Below are 15833 nucleotides of genomic sequence, written 5' to 3' on the forward strand. Positions count from 1 at the left end.
CGTGGCAGTAAGCAGGAATTGCGCCTGTCGCCGTCACCTCACGCGGTGATGACCTACCATGAGAAAGTTGGCCCGCGCTTTTGTTTTTTACAGATCAACGGGCCGGCGGACCATTTTCGGCGGCAGCTCTCGATGTGGCGCGAGCGAGGCGCGCGGGTCGTCCTCGCGACCGGCTGTGGATACTGGGAAAGGTCAGCCGTCCGGCGCGGACGTCCCACCGTCTAGCCCCGCCTGCCATGCCCGCCGGGCAGACGCACGCCGGGGGCGGGGCGTTCGATCAGCACCTCGCGGCGGAAGCGCACGAGCCGGGCGGGGCGCCCGCCCGTCTCGGCGGTGGTCTCGCCGGTTTCCTCGACAAGGCGCTGCTGCTCGATCAGCCGGCGGAAATTCTGCTTGTGCAGCCGAACGCCCGACAGCGCCTCGACCGTGCGCTGGAGCTGGAGCAGGGTGAAGCTCGGCGGCATCAGCTCGAACACCACCGGGCGGTATTTGATCTTGCCGCGCAGCCGGGCGATGGCGAGCGCCAGCATGCGCCGGTGGTCCTCGCGCATCTCCGCGCCCGAAGAGCCGGGCGCCACGCGGTCGGAACCGCGCTCGCGCAGCGCCTCGGCCACCAGCCCGGCTTCGTAGAGAAGCTCATAGCGTTCGAGCACGCGCTCCTCGTTCCAGCCGGAATCGCCGCCGAAGCACAGCGTCACCCGCTCGGCCCGCGTCTCCGCCATGCGCGGATTGGTGGCCGAGGCCGCCCAGGCGCGCAGGCCCGGAATCAGCGCGTCGAGCAAAGCCGGGCGGCCGTCGCGCCAGTCCTCCCACGGGAAATAGCGATACCAGCTCTCCCACGCCGCATCCGCGTCGCCGGCCGGGCGGGCCTCGCGCACCAGCGCGAGATAGGCCAGCGAGAGGGCGCGCGCGCCGTCCTCGCCCCGGTCGCGGTCGCCGAAGGTGTAGAGCTGCTCGACATAGCCGAGTTCCTGCAACGTCTGCCGCTCCACCCAGCTGCGCAGGCCGATTTCCAGCGTGCGGTGGCCGCGCTCCAGCGGGCCCGACGGCAGCCCCTCGCGGCCATTGGCGTGGCGGATGGCGAGCACTTTCGGGTCGTCCCCCGTCACCGCCACGATGACCGCCGACAGGCCGATGGCGAGCCCCGGTTCCGGCGTGCCTTCAGAAGCGGGGGAGGGGGCGGGCGTCATCGGGCTCCACGACGGCTAGGCTGGGCGTGCGAATGGCGGTGTCGCGCTGATAGCATGGTTGCGCGCCCGGCGCTGCGATGGCAATCCGGCTTGAGACGAACCCTGAGCATGCGCGAGGTGGATGATGAGCAAGGTGACGCTTCCCGACGGTGAAAAGGTGCCCGCCCTCGGCATCGGCACGTGGATGATGGGCGAGCGGGCCGCGGCGCGGAAGGAGGAGGCCGAATCGGTCCGCCTCGGCGTCGAGCTCGGCCTGAAGCTGGTCGACACCGCCGAAATGTATGGCGAGGGCGCCTGCGAGAGCTTCCTGGGCGAGGCGCTGGAAGGCTTGCGCGACAAGGTGTTCCTGGTCAGCAAGGTCTACCCGCACAATGCCAGCCGCGCTGGGGTCATCGCCGCCTGCGAGCGCAGTTTGAAGCGGCTGAAGACCGACCGGCTCGACCTCTATCTCCTGCACTGGCGCGGCGGCGTGCCGCTGGAGGAGACCATCATCGGCTTCGAGCACCTCAAGAGCACCGGCAAGATCCGCCATTGGGGCGTGTCGAATTTCGACACGGACGACATGATCGAGCTTGAGGAGACGCCGGGCGGGGAGGCCTGCGCGGTCAATCAGGTGCTGTACAATCTCACCCGGCGCGGCCCGGAATGGGATCTTCTACCCTGGCTCCAGCAGCACGAAATGCCGCTGATGGCCTATAGCCCGATCGAGCAGGGGCGGATCAAGACCGCCGGCGTGCTCACCGAGATCGCCGCCAAGCACAACGCCAGGCCGTTCCAGATCGCGCTCGCCTGGGCGCTGCGCTTCCCCGGCAACATCGTCATCCCCAAGGCGTCCCGCCCCGCCCATATGCGCGAAAATGCCGGCGCCCGCGACATCCGCCTCGATGCGGACGACCTCGCCGCGCTCGACAAGGCGTTCCCCCCGCCGAGCCGCAAGCGCTCGCTGGAGATGCTGTGAGGCTGCGCCGTCAGGCGACGGCCCGGCCGCCTCAGGTGGCCGGGCAGACCGCCGGGCGACGCGCGGCATCGCGGATCAGGTAGAAGGCGACGGCGGCGATGACCAGCGCCCCGCCCACCATCTGGGCCGCGCTGACCTTCTCGGCAAAGGCGAGCCAGACCCAGAGCGGGCTCAGCACCACGTCGATCAGCATCATGAAGCCGGCCTCGCCCGAGCGGATGTAACGCCCGCCCATCAGGCTCAGCACATTGGCGAGCCCCGAGGTCAGCACCCCAAGCAGCGCGCAGACCATCAGCCCGTGCGCCGGCGGCAGGCCGGCGGGCACCATCGGCAGGGCCACCAGGGCGGCGGCGAGCGCCGAGGCGAGGCTCACCAGCGTCAGGTCGAGCGCGGGATGCTTGCGCACCAGCACCAGCAGCCCGGCCCAGCTCAGCACCATCAGGAAGGTCATGCCGATGCCCGCCAGATCGTTCGGCGACATCGACGCCCCGGCCGTGATGACGATGCCGAGGCTCGCCAGCGCCGCCGCGCCGACAAAGCGCAGGCTCAGCTGCTCGCCCAGCGCCAGGAAGGCCATGGCGGCGGCGACGAAAGGCAGCACGGCGCCCACCGTCATCACCGTCGCGACCGAGGTGAGCTGCAGCGCGACGATATAGGTCACGTTGCCGGCGACGCCGAGGAACACGGCGAACAGGCCGAGCGGGGTGAGGAGGCTGCGCAGGGCGGCCCGCCGATTCCGACCGGTCAGCAGCCAGAAGGGCAGCAGCGCCAGCGCCGCGAAGAGCGAGCGCCACAGCACGATCGACCAGGAATCCATCTCCGCCAGCCGGACGAAGAAGCCGGCCGTGCTCCACAGCACCGTGCCGAGGAGCACCATGGCGAAGCCGCCCGAACGGCTGCGCAGCAGGGCGGAGACGGGCAGGCGGGGCTGCGTGTGAATGGTCGACATGGCGGCCCCTCGACGGTTGCGAACGCTCTCTAACTAGGGCAAAGTAGACCAGTCGTCTAGTGAGGGGGGAGCAAAATGTCGACGCGCGAAAAGATCGTCGCTGCCGGCCGCAAGGCGATGCTGGAGCAGGGTTATGAAGGCACCGGGCTCGGCCCGCTTCTGGCCTCCATCGCCGTGCCCAAGGGCTCGTTCTATCATTTCTTCTCCAGCAAGGAGGCCTTCGCGAGCGCCGTGCTCGAGGCTTACGCCGGGCAGTACCGCACGCAGCGGCGCGCGCTGTTCGCCGATGCGGCGCTCACCCCTCTCGCTCGCCTCAAGCGCCATCTGGAAAAGCTCGTCGAGGACACGATGGCCGAGGGCGATGTCGCCGGTTGCCTCTATGGCGTTCTCGCACTGGCCGCGCCCGGCCTCGGCGATGACCTCAAGGCCAAGCTCAGCGACGTCTTCGGTAGCTGGCAGGCGGATCTTGCCGCCCTCATTGTCGAGGCGCAGCAGGCGGGCGAGGTCGATGCCGGCCTCGATGCCACAGAGACCGCCGCCTTCATCATCGACCTCTATGAGGGCGCGGTGCTGCGGGCGCGGGCGGGCGACGGCGCCGCCTTCGACCGCCTGACCCGCTTCGCCCTGGCGACGCTAAAGGGGCGGTCGGGGTGAGCGCACAACCGGCGGCGTATCGACAGCAGGCCTTGCCGGTTCCATAAGGCGGCGCGAGACCCTTTCGTCGCCAGCCGGACAAGCCCCGTGCCGCAGCCGCCCTCGATCCTGCTCGATCACGTCACCCTCACCCGCGGCGGGCGGGTGGTGCTGGACGATGTGTCGCTCGCGCTGTCCGAGCGGCGGATCGGGCTGATCGGCACCAATGGCTCCGGCAAGAGCTCGCTGGTGCGCCTGTTCAACGGGCTGCTGACGCCGGACAAAGGCCGCGTCACCGTCCACGGCATCAACGCCGCCGAGAGCCCGGCCGAGCTGCCGCGCAAAGTCGGTTTCATCTTCCAGAACCCGGACCACCAGATCATCTTCCCGACGGTCGCCGAGGAGATCGCCTTCAGCCTCGAACAGGCCGGCCGCTCGCGGCGCGAGGCGCGCGACGGGGCGGTGCCGGCGCTGGCCCGCTTCGGCCGCGCGGGCTGGGCCGAGCGGCCGGTCCATGCGCTGTCGGAAGGCGAGAAGCAGCTTCTGTGCATCATCGCCGTGCTGGTGATGGAGCCGGCGGTGATCGTGTTCGACGAGCCGTTTTCCAGCCTCGATTTGCCCACCCGCCGCCGGCTGGAGGCGCTCATCGCCACCCTGCCGCAGCAGGTGGTTCTCGTGGCGCATGAACTCGACGCCTTCGCCGGCTATGACCGGCTGCTCTGGCTGGACGAGGGCCGCGTGCGCATGGACGGGCCGCCGACCGAGGTGCTCGCCGCCTACCGCGCCTTTGCCGAGGCACCGGCGTGATCTCGCTTTATCTCGCCGAGCGCACCTGGCTGCACGCCGTCCCCGCCGGCTGGAAACTCGCGGCGCTGGCGCTGATCAGCCTGCTTATCGCGCCGCTGGAAAACCTGCCGGTAATGAGCGCGCTCATCCTCGCCGTGCTCGCGCTCTATGCCTCGCTCGGGAAGGCCGCGCTGCGTCAGCTGGTGATGCTGCGCGCCATGTGGCCGCTCTTCGTCCTCCTGCTGCTGTTCCACGCCTGGAATGGCGACATCGCCACCGGCCTCGCCGTGCTGGCGCGGCTCGTCGCCATGATCCTGCTCGCCAACGCCGTGACCATGACCACGCGCATGGACGCGATGATGGATGCGATCGAGCCGCTCCTGCGCCCGCTCGCCTGGGTCGGCCTCTCACCGCGCGCGCTCGCGCTGATGGTGGCGATGATGATCCGCTTCATCCCGCTGCTTTTCGCCCTGTGGGAAGCGCTGAACGAGAGCTATCGTGCCCGCAGCGGAAAACGCGGCGGCTGGCGTCTGCTGGCGCCGTTCTGTATCCAGACGCTCCGCCTGTCCCATCATACCGCCGAGGCGCTGAGCGCGCGTGGCGGTGCCCCGAGAGGAACCCGCCGATGAAGGATCGCTCGCTCGTCCAGATCGCCCTCTACGCCGCGATCTTCGCCGTGCTCGGCCTGCTGCCCAAATTCGACATTCCGCTCGCCGGCGGCGTGCCGATCACCGCGCAGAGCATGGGCGCGATGCTGGCGGGCGTGATGCTCGGGGCCTGGCGCGGCGGCGCGGCGATGGCGCTGATGCTGTTCGTGGTGGCGCTCGGCGCGCCCATCCTCGCCGGCGGGCGCGGCGGGCTCGGCGTGTTCTTCGGCCCCTCGGTCGGCTTTCTGTTCGGCTGGGTGGCGGCGGCCATCGTCGCCGGCGCGATCATGCAGGCGCTGCGCAAGGCGCCGGTGTTCCCGGCGGCGCTGGTCGCCTCCGTCGTCGGCGGCATCGTCGTGCTCTACGCCTTCGGCATTGTCGGCATGGCGCTGAAGACGCAGCTTTCCCTGCTCGACGCCACCAAGGCCTGCCTCATCTTCATCCCCGGCGACGCCATCAAGGCGGTGCTGACCGCGCTGGTCGCCCAGACCGTGGCGCGCGGCCTGCCGGAGGCGCTGCTCTCGCGCAACGCCTGATGGAAACCACCATCGGCGCGGCGCTGCCCGCGCTCGCCGCTGTCGCGCCGGAGCGTGTCGCGCTGGTGTGCGACAGCGAGCGCCTTTCCCGCGCCGCCTTCGCCGCCCGCGTGGACAGCCTCTCCCGCTGGCTCGGCGCCCGCACCGCGCCGGGCGCGGGCATCGCGCTCGCCATGGTCAATGATCCCGCGCTGGTGGAGCTGTTCTTCGCCTGCGCGGTGAGCGGGCGGCAGGCGCTGGTCTATGATCCCGGCTGGCCGTCTTCGACCCGCACTGCCATCGACGCCGCGCTCGCCCCGGCGCTGACGCTCGACGCCGCCCCGGCCCTCGACGACACGCCCGGTCCCCCGCCCGCGCCGCCGACACCCGACACGCCCTTCTATGTCGGCTTCACCTCCGGCTCGACCGGCATCCCGAAGGGGTATCGGCGCAGCCATCGCAGCTGGATCGACAGCTTCACCGTCACGGCGGTCGAGTTCGGCCTCACGCCCGACGATGTGGTGATGGCCCCCGGCGGCCTCGCCGCCTCGCTGCACCTCTATGCCATCGTCCATGCGCTGCATATCGGCGCGCGGGCGGTGATGATGCGCGCCTTTCATCCCCGCCGCGCCTTGCGCCTCATCGCGCGGGAAGCGGTGAGCGTGCTCTATCTCACGCCCACTCAATTGCAGATGCTGGTGGAGGCGGGGCAGGGCGTCCCTTGCCCCGGCGTGCGGCTGATCCTCATTTCCGGCGCCAAATGGCGGGCGGACACCCGCGCGGCGGTGGAGCGGCTGTTCCCCGGCGCCGCCATCGGCGAATTCTACGGCGCCTCCGAACTCTCCTTCGTTACCATCGCCCACCCGAATGAGCCCGTGCCGCCCGGCTCGGTCGGCCGCGCCGCCCATGGCGTCACCCTCTCCATCCGCGACGCGCAGGGGCGCGAGCTGCCGGCGGGCGAGGCCGGCGCCATCTGGGTCGGCTCGACGCTGCTGTTCGACGGCTATGCCTGCGGCGGCAGCGCGGAACTCGGCCATGCCGACGGCTTCATGAGCGTCGGCGACCATGGACGGCTGGACGCGGCCGGCTTCCTCTATCTGCATGGCCGGGAAAAGCGGATGCTGGTCACCGCCGGGCTCAATGTCTACCCGGAGGAGGTGGAAGCGGTGCTCACACGCCTGCCCGGCATCGAGGAGGCGGCGGTGTTCGGCATGGCCGACGATCTGCGCGGCGTCGAACTCGTCGCCGTGCTGCGCGGGATTTTCCCAGCCGAGGGGCCTGACGTTGCCGCGCTGCGCGCCCAATGCCGCGCCTTTCTCCCCGCCGCCAAGATCCCCCGCCGCTTCCTGGCGCTCGCCGACTGGCCGCGAACCTCCGGCGGCAAGGCGGATTTGCGGGCATTGGAGGAGATGGCGCGCGCGAGGCTGTCTCACGCGAGGCTGGGCCGATGAGCGGCGCTTATCTCCTCGCCGCCCGCCGCACCGCGGTGGCGCCCCGGCGCGGCGCGTTCAACGCGGTGGAGGCGCATGATCTTGCCGCCCCGGTGCTGCGCGCGTGCCTCGCCGATGCCGGCATCCCGCCCGAGGCGGTCGGCCATGTCATCCTCGGCAATGCGCTGTCCGGCGGCGGCAATGTTGCCCGTCTCGCCGCGCTGGCGGCCGGCATTCCGGCGCGGGTGCCGGCGTTGACCCTCGACACGCAATGCTGCTCCGGGCTCGACGCCATCGCGCTCGGCGCGCAGCTCGTCGCGAGCGGCGCGGCGGAGATCGTGCTGGCCGGCGGGGTGGAAAGTTGGAGTCGCGCGCCGCTGCGCGCCCGCCGTCCGCGCGGGACGGACGAGGCGCCGGCCTTTTATGAGCGCCCGCCCTTCAGCCCTTTCCCGGATGCCGACCCCGACATGCTGGAAGCGATGGCGGCGCTGGCCGCCGAGCGCGGCTTTGACCGTGCCACCCAGCATGGCGTCGCGGTGGACAGCCACGCCAAGGCCCGCGCGGCCCGCGATCGCATGGCGGCGGAGATCGTGCCGGTGGCCGGGCTCGACCACGACGCCTTTACCCGCGACCTCACCCCTCGCCTCGCCGCGCGGGCCCCTCTCGTCGCCGGCGAGGGCGCCTGCGCGCTCGATGCCACCACGGTTGCGGTGGAGGCGGATGCGGCCGCCGGCGTGCTGATCGTCTCCGCCAAGGTGACGGAGCGCCTTGGCCTGCCCTCCTGTATCGTCACGGCGTCAGCGTCGGCGGGCGGTCCACCTGAGCGGCCCTATGACGCGCTGGTGCCGGCAGTGCGGGCGGTGCTCGATCAGGCGGGAAGCGCACTCGACGTGCTCGCCGTGCTCGAACTGATGGAAGCCTCCGCGCCGCAGCTTCTGGAGAACCGGCGCCATCTCGATCTGCGGGGCGAGCCGCTCAACCGGGGCGGCGGGGCACTGGCGCGCGGCCATCCCGTGGGCGCGTCCGGCGCCATCCTCGCGGTGCGGCTGTTCCACGAACTCACGCGGGAGAAGCCGGAGGCTCTGGGCCTTGCCGCCATCGCCGCTGCCGGCGGTCTCGGCAGCGCGCTGATGCTGCAGCGCAGCTAAGCCTTTGTTTGCGTGCGGCCTCCGGTTGTGCAGGATTGCTGACTGGAATCATTCTCTCGGACGTCGCGCCGGCGCGGGGGCAGGAGCGGACCTACGGGAATGGCGGACGCACCGGAATGAACGCGATCTCATCACGCCAGCAGGACATTCTGATGCTGGCGCGGGCGCAGGGGCGCGTCAGCGTCGAGGATCTGTCGTCGCGCTTCGACGTGTCGCCGCAGACCATCCGCAAGGATCTCAACGATCTCTGCGTGCGCCGGCTGATGTCGCGCGTGCATGGCGGGGCCGTGGTTGCCTCGGGCGTCGAGAACCTCGCCTATGAGGCCCGCCGCGCCATGGCACAGGGTGCCAAGCGCGCCATCGCCGAGGCCGCCGCCGACATGGTGCCGAACCGCGCCTCGCTGTTCATCAATATCGGCACGACGACGGAAGAGGTCGCCCGCGCGCTGGGCGACCATGAAGACCTGCTGGTCATCACCAACAACCTCAATGTCGCGACGCTGCTCTACCGCCACCCGAAGATCGAGCTGATCATGGCCGGCGGCCCGGTGCGCCATGCCGATGGCGCGGTGATCGGCTCGGCGGCGGTGGATTTCGTCCGCCAGTTCCGCGTCGACTATGCGGTGATCGGCGCCTCCGCCATCGAGGAGGACGGCACGCTGCTCGATTTCGACTACCGCGAGGTGCAGGTCGCCCGCGCCATCATCGACAATGCCCGGCAGGTCATTCTGGTGGCCGACCGCTCCAAGCTCGAGCGCACCGCGCCCGTGCGCATCGGTGCCATGGCGGAGATCGACACCTTCGTCACCGATGTCGTCTCCTCCCCCTCGCTGCGCGACGTCTGCGCCCGCGACGCTGTGGAGCTGATAGAGGTCGGCTCGCGCGACGAGGACGCGTTCTAGGGGGCGGAGGCTCGCCCATCGTCATCCCCGTCCCCGGACTTGATCCGGGGATCAGCCCGGGGATCCACGAATTTCTTGCTGCCCGAACCCGGCCAAGTCGTGGATGGCCGGACCAAGTCCGGCCATGACGGCGCTCCCGGTATCACGCGTCGGACCACCCCGGCGAAGATACAACACAGGGGTGGTTAGCGCCCGGCCAGTCCTGCCCTACACTCCGCCGCCCAACTGCCGGAGGAATTGACCCATGGAACTGCGCCGTCTTGGCCGCTCCGACATTCTGGTCCCGCCGCTGTGCTTTGGTGGCAATGTGTTCGGCTGGACCGCCGACGAGGCGACCTCCTTCCGCCTGCTCGACGCTTTGGTCGAGGCCGGCTTCACCTTCATCGACACGGCGGACGTCTATTCGCGCTGGGCGGACGGCAATCAGGGCGGCGAATCCGAGGCGATCATCGGCCGCTGGATGAAGGCGCGCGGCAACCGCGCGAAGCTCACCATCGCCACCAAGGTCGGCTCCGACATGGGGCGCGGCAAGGTCTGCCTCGCGCCCGACTATATTGCGAGCGCCGTCGAGGCCTCGCTGACCCGGCTGCAGACCGACTATATCGACCTCTACCAGTCGCATTGGGACGACCCGGACACCCCGTTCGAGGAGGTGCTGGGCGCCTATGACGTGCTGATCCGCGCCGGCAAGGTGCGGCTCATCGGCGCTTCCAACCTCAGCCCCGCCCGGCTGTTCGAGGCGCTGGCGGTGGCGGCGCGCGAGAAGCTGCCGCGCTACGAGACGCTGCAGCCGGAGTACAATCTCTACGCGCGCGCCGGCTTCGAGGCCGAGCTGGAGCCGATCTGCCGGGGCAACGGGCTCGGCGTCATCAGCTATTTCTCGCTCGCCGCCGGCTTCCTGACCGGCAAGTACCGCACGCCCGCCGACGCCGCCAAGAGCGCGCGCGGCGAGGAGGTGGTCGCGACCTATCTCAACCCGCGCGGCGACCGTATCCTCGCCGCGCTCGATCAGGTCGCAGCCGCACGGAGCGTCAGCCCGGCGCAGGTGGCGCTCGCCTGGGTGATGGCGCGCCCGAGCCTCACCGCCGCCATCGCCAGCGCCTCCCGCCCCGAACAGCTCGGTGACCTCATCGCCGCCGCCACGCTTGACCTCACCCCGGCCGAGATCGACAAGCTGGACGCCGCCAGCCGCTGGAAGGATGCCGCATGAGCAAGCTCTCCCCCGCCGAGATCGGCCGCTTCATCGATGCCGGGCGCGGCGTCGCGCCGGCCGATCTCGTTGTCAAAAATGTCCGCCTGCTCGACGTCATCACCGGCGCGATCACCGAGACCGACATCGCCATCGTCGGCGCGCGGATCGTCGGCACCTATGATCGCTATGAGGGCACGCATGAGATCGACGGCTCCGGCCTGTTCGCCGTGCCGGGCTTCATCGACACGCATCTTCATGTCGAATCCTCGCTGGTCACCCCGCTGGAATTCGACCGCTGCGTGCTGCCGCATGGCGTGACCACGGCGATCTGCGACCCGCATGAGATCGCCAATGTGCTGGGCGCCGAGGGCATCCGCTATTTCCAGCGCTGCGCCGAGCGCACCATCATGGATCTGCGGGTTCAGCTCTCCTCCTGCGTGCCGGCGACCGCCTTCGAGACCTCGGGCGCCGAGCTGGACGCGGGCGACCTCATCGCCCTTACCGGCCACGCCTCCGGCATCGGCCTCGCCGAGTTCATGAATTTCCCCGGCGTGCTGTTCAAGGAGGCCGGCGTCCTCGCCAAGCTCTCCGCCTTCTCCGACGGGCGGATCGACGGCCACGCGCCGCTGCTTGGGGGCCGCGACCTCAATGGCTACATCGCCGCCGGCATCCGCACCGAGCATGAGGCGACCGCGCTGGCGGAAGCCCGCGAGAAGCTGATGAAGGGCATGACGGTGTTGATCCGCGAGGGCTCGGTCTCCAAGGATCTGCACGCGCTGATCCCGCTGATCACCGCCGACACCTCCGCCTTCCTCGCCTTCTGCACCGATGACCGCAACCCGCTGGACATCGCCGAGGAAGGTCATCTCGACTACATGATCCGCACTGCCATCGCGCGCGGCGCGCCGCTGCACCATGTCTACCGCGTGGCGAGCTGGTCGGCGGCGAATGCCTTCGGCCTCACCGATCGCGGCCTCATCGCGCCGGGACGCCGCGCCGACATCGTGCTGCTGGACGATCTGGAGTCCTGCTCGGTGCGTCAGGTCATCTCCGCCGGGCGGCTGGTGACGGACGCGCTGTTCGCCACGCGCGGCGCGGTGGAGCCGGTCGGGCTCGATTCGATGAAGGCGCGCGAGGTCACGGCGGCTGATTTCCGCATCCCCGCCACCACGCCGGCGACGCGGGTGATGGGCGTGGTGCCCGGCCGCATCATCACCGAGGATCTCACCTTCGACCTGCCGGTGGTCGACGGCGAGAAGCAGGTCGATTTCGCCAAGGACGCGGTGAAGGTCTGCGTCGTCGCCCGCCACGGCAAGAACGACAATATCGGCTGTGGCTTCGTGCATGGCTTTGGCATGAAGCGCGGCGCCATCGCCTCCTCCGTCGGCCATGACAGCCACAATATCTGCGTCGTCGGCGCGGACGAGGCGGACATGGCGGTGGCGGTCAACCGGCTCATCGCCATCAAGGGCGGCTTCGTGGTGGCGGAAGGCGGAACGGTCACCGCCGAACTGGCGCTCCCCGTCGCCGGCCTCATGTCCGCCGGCTCCTTCGAGGAGGTGCATGACGCCCTCATCCCGCTGCGCGCCGCCGCCAAGGCGCTCGGCGTCGTGCTGGCCGAGCCGTTCCTCCAAGTGGCCTTCCTGCCGCTGCCGGTGATCCCGCATCTGAAGATCACCGACCACGGCATGTTCGACGTCGACGCTTTCGCGCTAGTGGAGGGGTAGGGAGCGGCGTCAGTCACGGCTGATCGCGTCAACAGAGGGCGCCTTCCACCTCCAACGCCGTCAGGACCGGATCAAGTCCGGGGATGACAGCGTGGGGGATGAACCCCGTGTCTCGGACGCCTGAAGCGTCAGCGGAAGGCGAGCCGGGACCCAGCGCAAGAGTCTTTGGCTTTATCCTGCGAAGTCTCCGCCGACACCTCTCCCGGCTCCTCAGAGGTCAAGCCGCCTGCGGCGGGGTTTCCCCTGGGCCCCGGATCGGCGTTGCGCTGCGCGCAACTTGTCCGGGGAACGGGAGCCCCATCGCTCTCGCCAACGTCAGGACCGGGCTTGACCCGAGGATCCACGTCTTCGGCCATCGCGCGCTGAAGTCGTGGATCCTCGGATCAAGTCCGGGGATGACAGCGTGGGGGGATGGTTGGTCGCGGCCGGGTGGCTCCCTCATGACGGTTTTCAGGGTGCCGCCTCCCGGCGTGATCTGCTAGACCCGTCGCCCGAACCTCGCCCGTCTCCCGAGCCCTCCGCGAAGCTGTAAATGTCCCGCCTGCGCTCCGCCATCTTCCTCGTCCTGCTGGTGCTTTGGACCGCGCTGCTGGCGCCGACCATTCCCTATTACCGCTGGCGGGGCGAGCCGGCGCGTACGCGGGGATTCTCGCGCTTCTGGGCGAAGGGGGTGCTGGCCATTCTGCGTCTCGTCGGCGTCGCCTACCGCACGCAGGGCGAGGCGAACCGCCCGGCGACGCCCGCGCTCTATGTCGCCAACCACCAGTCGACCTTCGAGACCATCGCCATCGCCGTGCTGGTCCCCGATGTCGCCATCGTGCTGAAGGAAGAGCTGTACCGCATCCCGGTCTTCGGCTGGTTCCTCCGCCACTCGCCGATGATCGCCATCGACCGCGCCGGTGGCGGCTCGGCGATGAAGAAGATGTTCCGCGAGGGCCGCGAGGCGGCGGCGCAGGGGCGCAGCCTGCTGATCTTTCCCGAGGGCACCCGCCAGAAGGTGGATGCGCGCGGCGAGTTCCAGCGCGGCGTGGTGCTGCTCTACAAGGCGCTCGGCCTGCCCGTCGTGCCGATGGTGCACAATGCCGGGCTGTTCTGGCTGGCGCGCAGCTTCCAGATAAGGCCGGGGACGATCACCGTCTCCTTCCTGCCGCCCATCCCGCCGGGTCTTGCCGAGGCGGAGTTCATGGAACGGCTGCACAGCGGCATTTATGACGAGCGCGACCGGCTGGTGGCGCTTGAGCGTTCTTCCGACAAGGGCGCGCGCGGCGCCGGGGGTGAGGCATGAGCGGTGAAGTAGGCAGCGAGGCCGGCATCGTCATCATCGGCGCGGGGCAGGGGGGCTTTCAGGCCGCCGCCTCGCTGCGCGAGGCCGGGTTCACCGGGCCGCTGACGCTGATCGGCGACGAGCCGGGCCTGCCCTATCAGCGCCCGCCGCTCTCCAAGGCCTATATGAAGGGCGAGGCCGGCCCCGAGCAGATCGAGCTGCGCCCGGCCGCCTTCTATGCCGACCATGCGATCACGCTGGTCGAGGGCCGGGCCGTCGCCATTGAGCGCGAGGCGCGGCGCGTGCGGATGGCGGATGGCAGCGTTCATCCTTATGCCCATCTCATCCTCGCCACCGGGGCGCGCAACCGGCCGCTGCCCGTGCCGGGCAAGGATCTGGCGGGCGTCTATTACCTGCGCACCCGTGCCGACGCGGATGCCCTGAAGGAGCGACTGCCCGGCGGGCGCCGCGTGGTGGTGATCGGCGCCGGCTTCATCGGGTTGGAATTCGCCGCCGTGGCCCGCGCGCTCGGCCATGAGGTGGTGGTGCTGGAAGCCGCCTCGCGGCCGATGGCGCGGGCGCTGTCGCCGGACATGTCCGCCTTCTTCGCTGCGGAGCACCGCAATTGGGGTGTCGATCTGCGCTGCGGGGCCGGCGTGGTGGGGCTGGTGGGCGAGGCGGGCCACGTCACCGGCGTCGAGGCGACGGATGGCATCGTCTACCCCGCCGATTTCGTGCTGGTCGGCATCGGCGTCACGCCCAATGTCGAGCTGGCGGCCGAGGCGGGGCTGGAGGTCGCGAACGGCATCGTGGTCGATGCGCATCTCGCCACCGCCGACCCCGCCATCTCCGCGCTGGGCGACGCGGTGGCCTATCCGAGCGTGCATGCCGGCATGATGGCGCGGCTGGAATCGGTGCAGAACGCGGTCGATCAGGCGCGTTCCATCGCCGCCCGGCTGACCGGCAAGGTCGGGCCGGCCGGGGAGGCGCTAGCCTATGTCGCCGTGCCGTGGTTCTGGAGCGACCAGGCCGATCTCAAGCTGCAGATGGTCGGCATTGCCGGGCCGACGGACCTCGCCGTGCTGCGCGGCGACCCGGCCTCGCGGCGCTTCTCGGTGTTCCGCTTCCATGAGCGCCGGCTGACCGCGATCGAGAGCGTCAACCGCCCGGCCGACCACATGCTCGGCCGTCGCCTGCTCGCCGGCACGCCGCGCCTCACCCCGGAGGAAGCGGCCGATGAGGGGTTCGACCTGAAGAGCCTGCTGACGAAGTGAGCGGATCGGCCTGATCGGCCACTGCCCTGCACACACTGGCCTGATCGTCCACCTGACTGCACTGACTGGCCACGCGTGACGCCCCGCCTCTGGCGTCGAAAAACGACGGCTGATACCATCGGAAAATACCCCGTCGCGCGGAATTTCCGATGGCCTTCTCGCTGCGCCAGCTCCAGTATTTCATCGCCGTGGCGGAGAAGGGCTCGGTGTCCTCCGCCGCCCACACGCTCTCCATCTCGCAATCGACGGTGACCGAGGCGCTGCGCGAGCTGGAATTGGACTTGGGTTTCAAACTCTTGGAACGCCACGCGCGCGGCGCCGATCTCACGCTGAAGGGCCATCATTTCCTGCGCCATGCGCGCAAAATCCTCGGCGATGTCGCCGATGCGCGCCGCGCGCTTGCCGGGGCGGAGGCGACGGCGCTGAGCGGGCGGCTCTCCATCGGCGTCACCCCGCTGGTCGCCGGCTATATCTATCCCGACCTCATCGCCCGCTTTCGCCGCGCCTTTGCCGGTGTGACGGTGGAGGCGGTGGAGGATGCCGGTGATTATCTCGAACATCTGCTGATCGGCGGCGAGCTGGACGTCGCGGTGATGGTACTGCCGCAGGACCGCCGCTCGGGCGCGCTGCAGACGGAGACCGTGGAAATCTCGCCCTACCGGCTCTGGCTGCCGCTCGGCCACCCGGCGCTGGCGCAGGAGCGGCTGAGCCTGCGCGATCTCTCGAGCGAGCCGCATGTGCTTCTGACCATTGATGAAATCGCCGAGGCCTCAGAGGTCGTGTGGCGCCGGCTCGGCATCCGCCCGCCGGTCGCCTTCCGCACCCGCTCGGTCGAGGCGGTGCGCTCGCTGGTGGCCACCGGGGCGGGCGTCGCCGTGCTGCCGGACCTCACCTACCGCCCCTGGTCGCTCGAAGGCGACAAGATCGAGGCGCGCGCGCTCACCGACGATGTGCCGGCGGTGGAGGTGGCGACCGCCTGGCGCCGCGGCTCCCCGCTCTCCGCCGCCGCCGCGGGCTTCGTCGCTCTGGCCGCGACGCGCCATGCCGGGCGGGGGCGGTAGGCGACCAAACCTTTGTCTGCACGACGAAAAACCCCGCTCTCCCGCAAAATCCCGCCCAAATCCTACTCATCGGTTTTTCCGATGCCTGCTTTCTGATCTTTGGTGTGGCGCAGGGGCAATCGCGGCGGCACACTGGTTTCAAAGGGCGGAAAACGCC

General features: G+C 70.0%; 15 protein-coding genes. 13 read left to right on the forward strand and 2 right to left on the reverse strand.

The genetic code is table 11. The features are described 5' to 3' along the window. Positions 1 to 221 precede the first annotated feature (221 nt). Positions 222 to 1190 (reverse strand): NUDIX hydrolase, encoded by a 969-nt coding sequence (locus tag OU996_RS09335; RefSeq protein ID WP_267585320.1) that lies wholly within the window; start codon positions 1188 to 1190, stop codon positions 222 to 224. A 121-nt stretch (positions 1191 to 1311) separates the two neighbouring features. On the opposite strand from OU996_RS09335, the gene OU996_RS09340 reads away from it, so the two are divergent. Continuing rightward, a complete protein-coding gene (locus OU996_RS09340) occupies positions 1312 to 2148 on the forward strand; it encodes an aldo/keto reductase (RefSeq protein ID WP_267585321.1) in 837 nt (278 codons plus the stop codon). Positions 2149 to 2179: 31 nt separating this feature from the next. On the opposite strand, the gene OU996_RS09345 is transcribed toward OU996_RS09340, so the two are convergent. Further along, complete coding sequence (locus OU996_RS09345) at positions 2180 to 3097, reverse strand: DMT family transporter (RefSeq protein WP_267585322.1); 918 nt, start codon at positions 3095 to 3097, stop codon at positions 2180 to 2182. 75 nt (positions 3098 to 3172) lie between these two features. Between OU996_RS09345 and OU996_RS09350 the strand changes: the two genes are divergently transcribed. From OU996_RS09350 to OU996_RS09405, 12 genes are all read left to right on the forward strand, one after another. Next, positions 3173 to 3751 carry a TetR/AcrR family transcriptional regulator gene (locus OU996_RS09350; RefSeq protein ID WP_267585323.1) on the forward strand — a complete coding sequence of 193 codons (579 nt, stop codon included), beginning with the start codon at positions 3173 to 3175 and terminating at the stop codon, positions 3749 to 3751. An 87-nt stretch (positions 3752 to 3838) separates the two neighbouring features. Beyond that, positions 3839 to 4537 (forward strand): energy-coupling factor ABC transporter ATP-binding protein, encoded by a 699-nt coding sequence (locus tag OU996_RS09355; RefSeq protein WP_267585324.1) that lies wholly within the window; start codon positions 3839 to 3841, stop codon positions 4535 to 4537. Continuing rightward, positions 4534 to 5145 (forward strand): energy-coupling factor transporter transmembrane component T family protein, encoded by a 612-nt coding sequence (locus tag OU996_RS09360; protein ID WP_267585325.1) that lies wholly within the window; start codon positions 4534 to 4536, stop codon positions 5143 to 5145. The genes OU996_RS09355 and OU996_RS09360 overlap by 4 nt, the downstream gene beginning before the upstream one ends. Beyond that, entirely contained in the window at positions 5142 to 5699 is a 558-nt protein-coding gene (locus tag OU996_RS09365) for a biotin transporter BioY (RefSeq protein WP_267585326.1), read from the forward strand. Before OU996_RS09360 ends, OU996_RS09365 begins: the two co-directional genes overlap by 4 nt. Continuing rightward, a complete protein-coding gene (locus OU996_RS09370; protein WP_267585327.1) occupies positions 5699 to 7129 on the forward strand; it encodes an AMP-binding protein in 1431 nt (476 codons plus the stop codon). Before OU996_RS09365 ends, OU996_RS09370 begins: the two co-directional genes overlap by 1 nt. Then, on the forward strand, positions 7126 to 8256 hold the full coding sequence (locus OU996_RS09375) for an acetyl-CoA C-acyltransferase (RefSeq protein WP_267585328.1): 1131 nt from the start codon (positions 7126 to 7128) through the stop codon (positions 8254 to 8256). The genes OU996_RS09370 and OU996_RS09375 overlap by 4 nt, the downstream gene beginning before the upstream one ends. 116 nt (positions 8257 to 8372) lie before the next feature. Continuing rightward, positions 8373 to 9158, forward strand: a complete 786-nt coding sequence (locus OU996_RS09380) for a DeoR/GlpR family DNA-binding transcription regulator (RefSeq protein ID WP_267585329.1) — start codon at positions 8373 to 8375, stop codon at positions 9156 to 9158. 244 nt (positions 9159 to 9402) lie between these two features. After that, positions 9403 to 10368, forward strand: coding sequence for an aldo/keto reductase (locus tag OU996_RS09385; RefSeq protein WP_267585330.1), 966 nt, complete (start codon positions 9403 to 9405; stop codon positions 10366 to 10368). Continuing rightward, on the forward strand, positions 10365 to 12077 hold the full coding sequence (gene ade, locus OU996_RS09390) for an adenine deaminase (protein WP_267585331.1): 1713 nt from the start codon (positions 10365 to 10367) through the stop codon (positions 12075 to 12077). Before OU996_RS09385 ends, ade begins: the two co-directional genes overlap by 4 nt. Before the next feature lie 532 nt (positions 12078 to 12609). Further along, positions 12610 to 13362, forward strand: a complete 753-nt coding sequence (locus OU996_RS09395) for a lysophospholipid acyltransferase family protein (protein ID WP_267585332.1) — start codon at positions 12610 to 12612, stop codon at positions 13360 to 13362. Continuing rightward, the gene (locus OU996_RS09400) at positions 13359 to 14615 is read left to right on the forward strand and encodes an NAD(P)/FAD-dependent oxidoreductase (protein WP_267585333.1); all 1257 of its coding nucleotides are present in this window, start codon (positions 13359 to 13361) and stop codon (positions 14613 to 14615) included. The genes OU996_RS09395 and OU996_RS09400 overlap by 4 nt, the downstream gene beginning before the upstream one ends. 149 nt (positions 14616 to 14764) lie before the next feature. Further along, positions 14765 to 15676 (forward strand): LysR substrate-binding domain-containing protein, encoded by a 912-nt coding sequence (locus OU996_RS09405; protein WP_267585334.1) that lies wholly within the window; start codon positions 14765 to 14767, stop codon positions 15674 to 15676. Positions 15677 to 15833: the final 157 nt, after the last annotated feature.

The sequence above is a fragment of the Ancylobacter sp. SL191 genome, assembly GCF_026625645.1.
Classification (GTDB): Bacteria; Pseudomonadota; Alphaproteobacteria; order Rhizobiales; family Xanthobacteraceae; genus Ancylobacter.

What these genes read in the sequence shown, in the direction of transcription:
- OU996_RS09335 (WP_267585320.1), bottom strand. Translation starts at nt 1,190, where the DNA reads ATGACGCCCGCCCCCTCCCCCGCTTCTGAAGGCACGCCGGAACCGGGG.
- OU996_RS09340 (WP_267585321.1), top strand. Translation starts at nt 1,312, where the DNA reads ATGATGAGCAAGGTGACGCTTCCCGACGGTGAAAAGGTGCCCGCCCTC.
- OU996_RS09345 (WP_267585322.1), bottom strand. Translation starts at nt 3,097, where the DNA reads ATGTCGACCATTCACACGCAGCCCCGCCTGCCCGTCTCCGCCCTGCTG.
- OU996_RS09350 (WP_267585323.1), top strand. Translation starts at nt 3,173, where the DNA reads ATGTCGACGCGCGAAAAGATCGTCGCTGCCGGCCGCAAGGCGATGCTG.
- OU996_RS09365 (WP_267585326.1), top strand. Translation starts at nt 5,142, where the DNA reads ATGAAGGATCGCTCGCTCGTCCAGATCGCCCTCTACGCCGCGATCTTC.
- OU996_RS09370 (WP_267585327.1), top strand. Translation starts at nt 5,699, where the DNA reads ATGGAAACCACCATCGGCGCGGCGCTGCCCGCGCTCGCCGCTGTCGCG.
- OU996_RS09375 (WP_267585328.1), top strand. Translation starts at nt 7,126, where the DNA reads ATGAGCGGCGCTTATCTCCTCGCCGCCCGCCGCACCGCGGTGGCGCCC.
- OU996_RS09380 (WP_267585329.1), top strand. Translation starts at nt 8,373, where the DNA reads ATGAACGCGATCTCATCACGCCAGCAGGACATTCTGATGCTGGCGCGG.
- OU996_RS09385 (WP_267585330.1), top strand. Translation starts at nt 9,403, where the DNA reads ATGGAACTGCGCCGTCTTGGCCGCTCCGACATTCTGGTCCCGCCGCTG.
- ade (WP_267585331.1), top strand. Translation starts at nt 10,365, where the DNA reads ATGAGCAAGCTCTCCCCCGCCGAGATCGGCCGCTTCATCGATGCCGGG.
- OU996_RS09395 (WP_267585332.1), top strand. Translation starts at nt 12,610, where the DNA reads ATGTCCCGCCTGCGCTCCGCCATCTTCCTCGTCCTGCTGGTGCTTTGG.
- OU996_RS09400 (WP_267585333.1), top strand. Translation starts at nt 13,359, where the DNA reads ATGAGCGGTGAAGTAGGCAGCGAGGCCGGCATCGTCATCATCGGCGCG.
- OU996_RS09405 (WP_267585334.1), top strand. Translation starts at nt 14,765, where the DNA reads ATGGCCTTCTCGCTGCGCCAGCTCCAGTATTTCATCGCCGTGGCGGAG.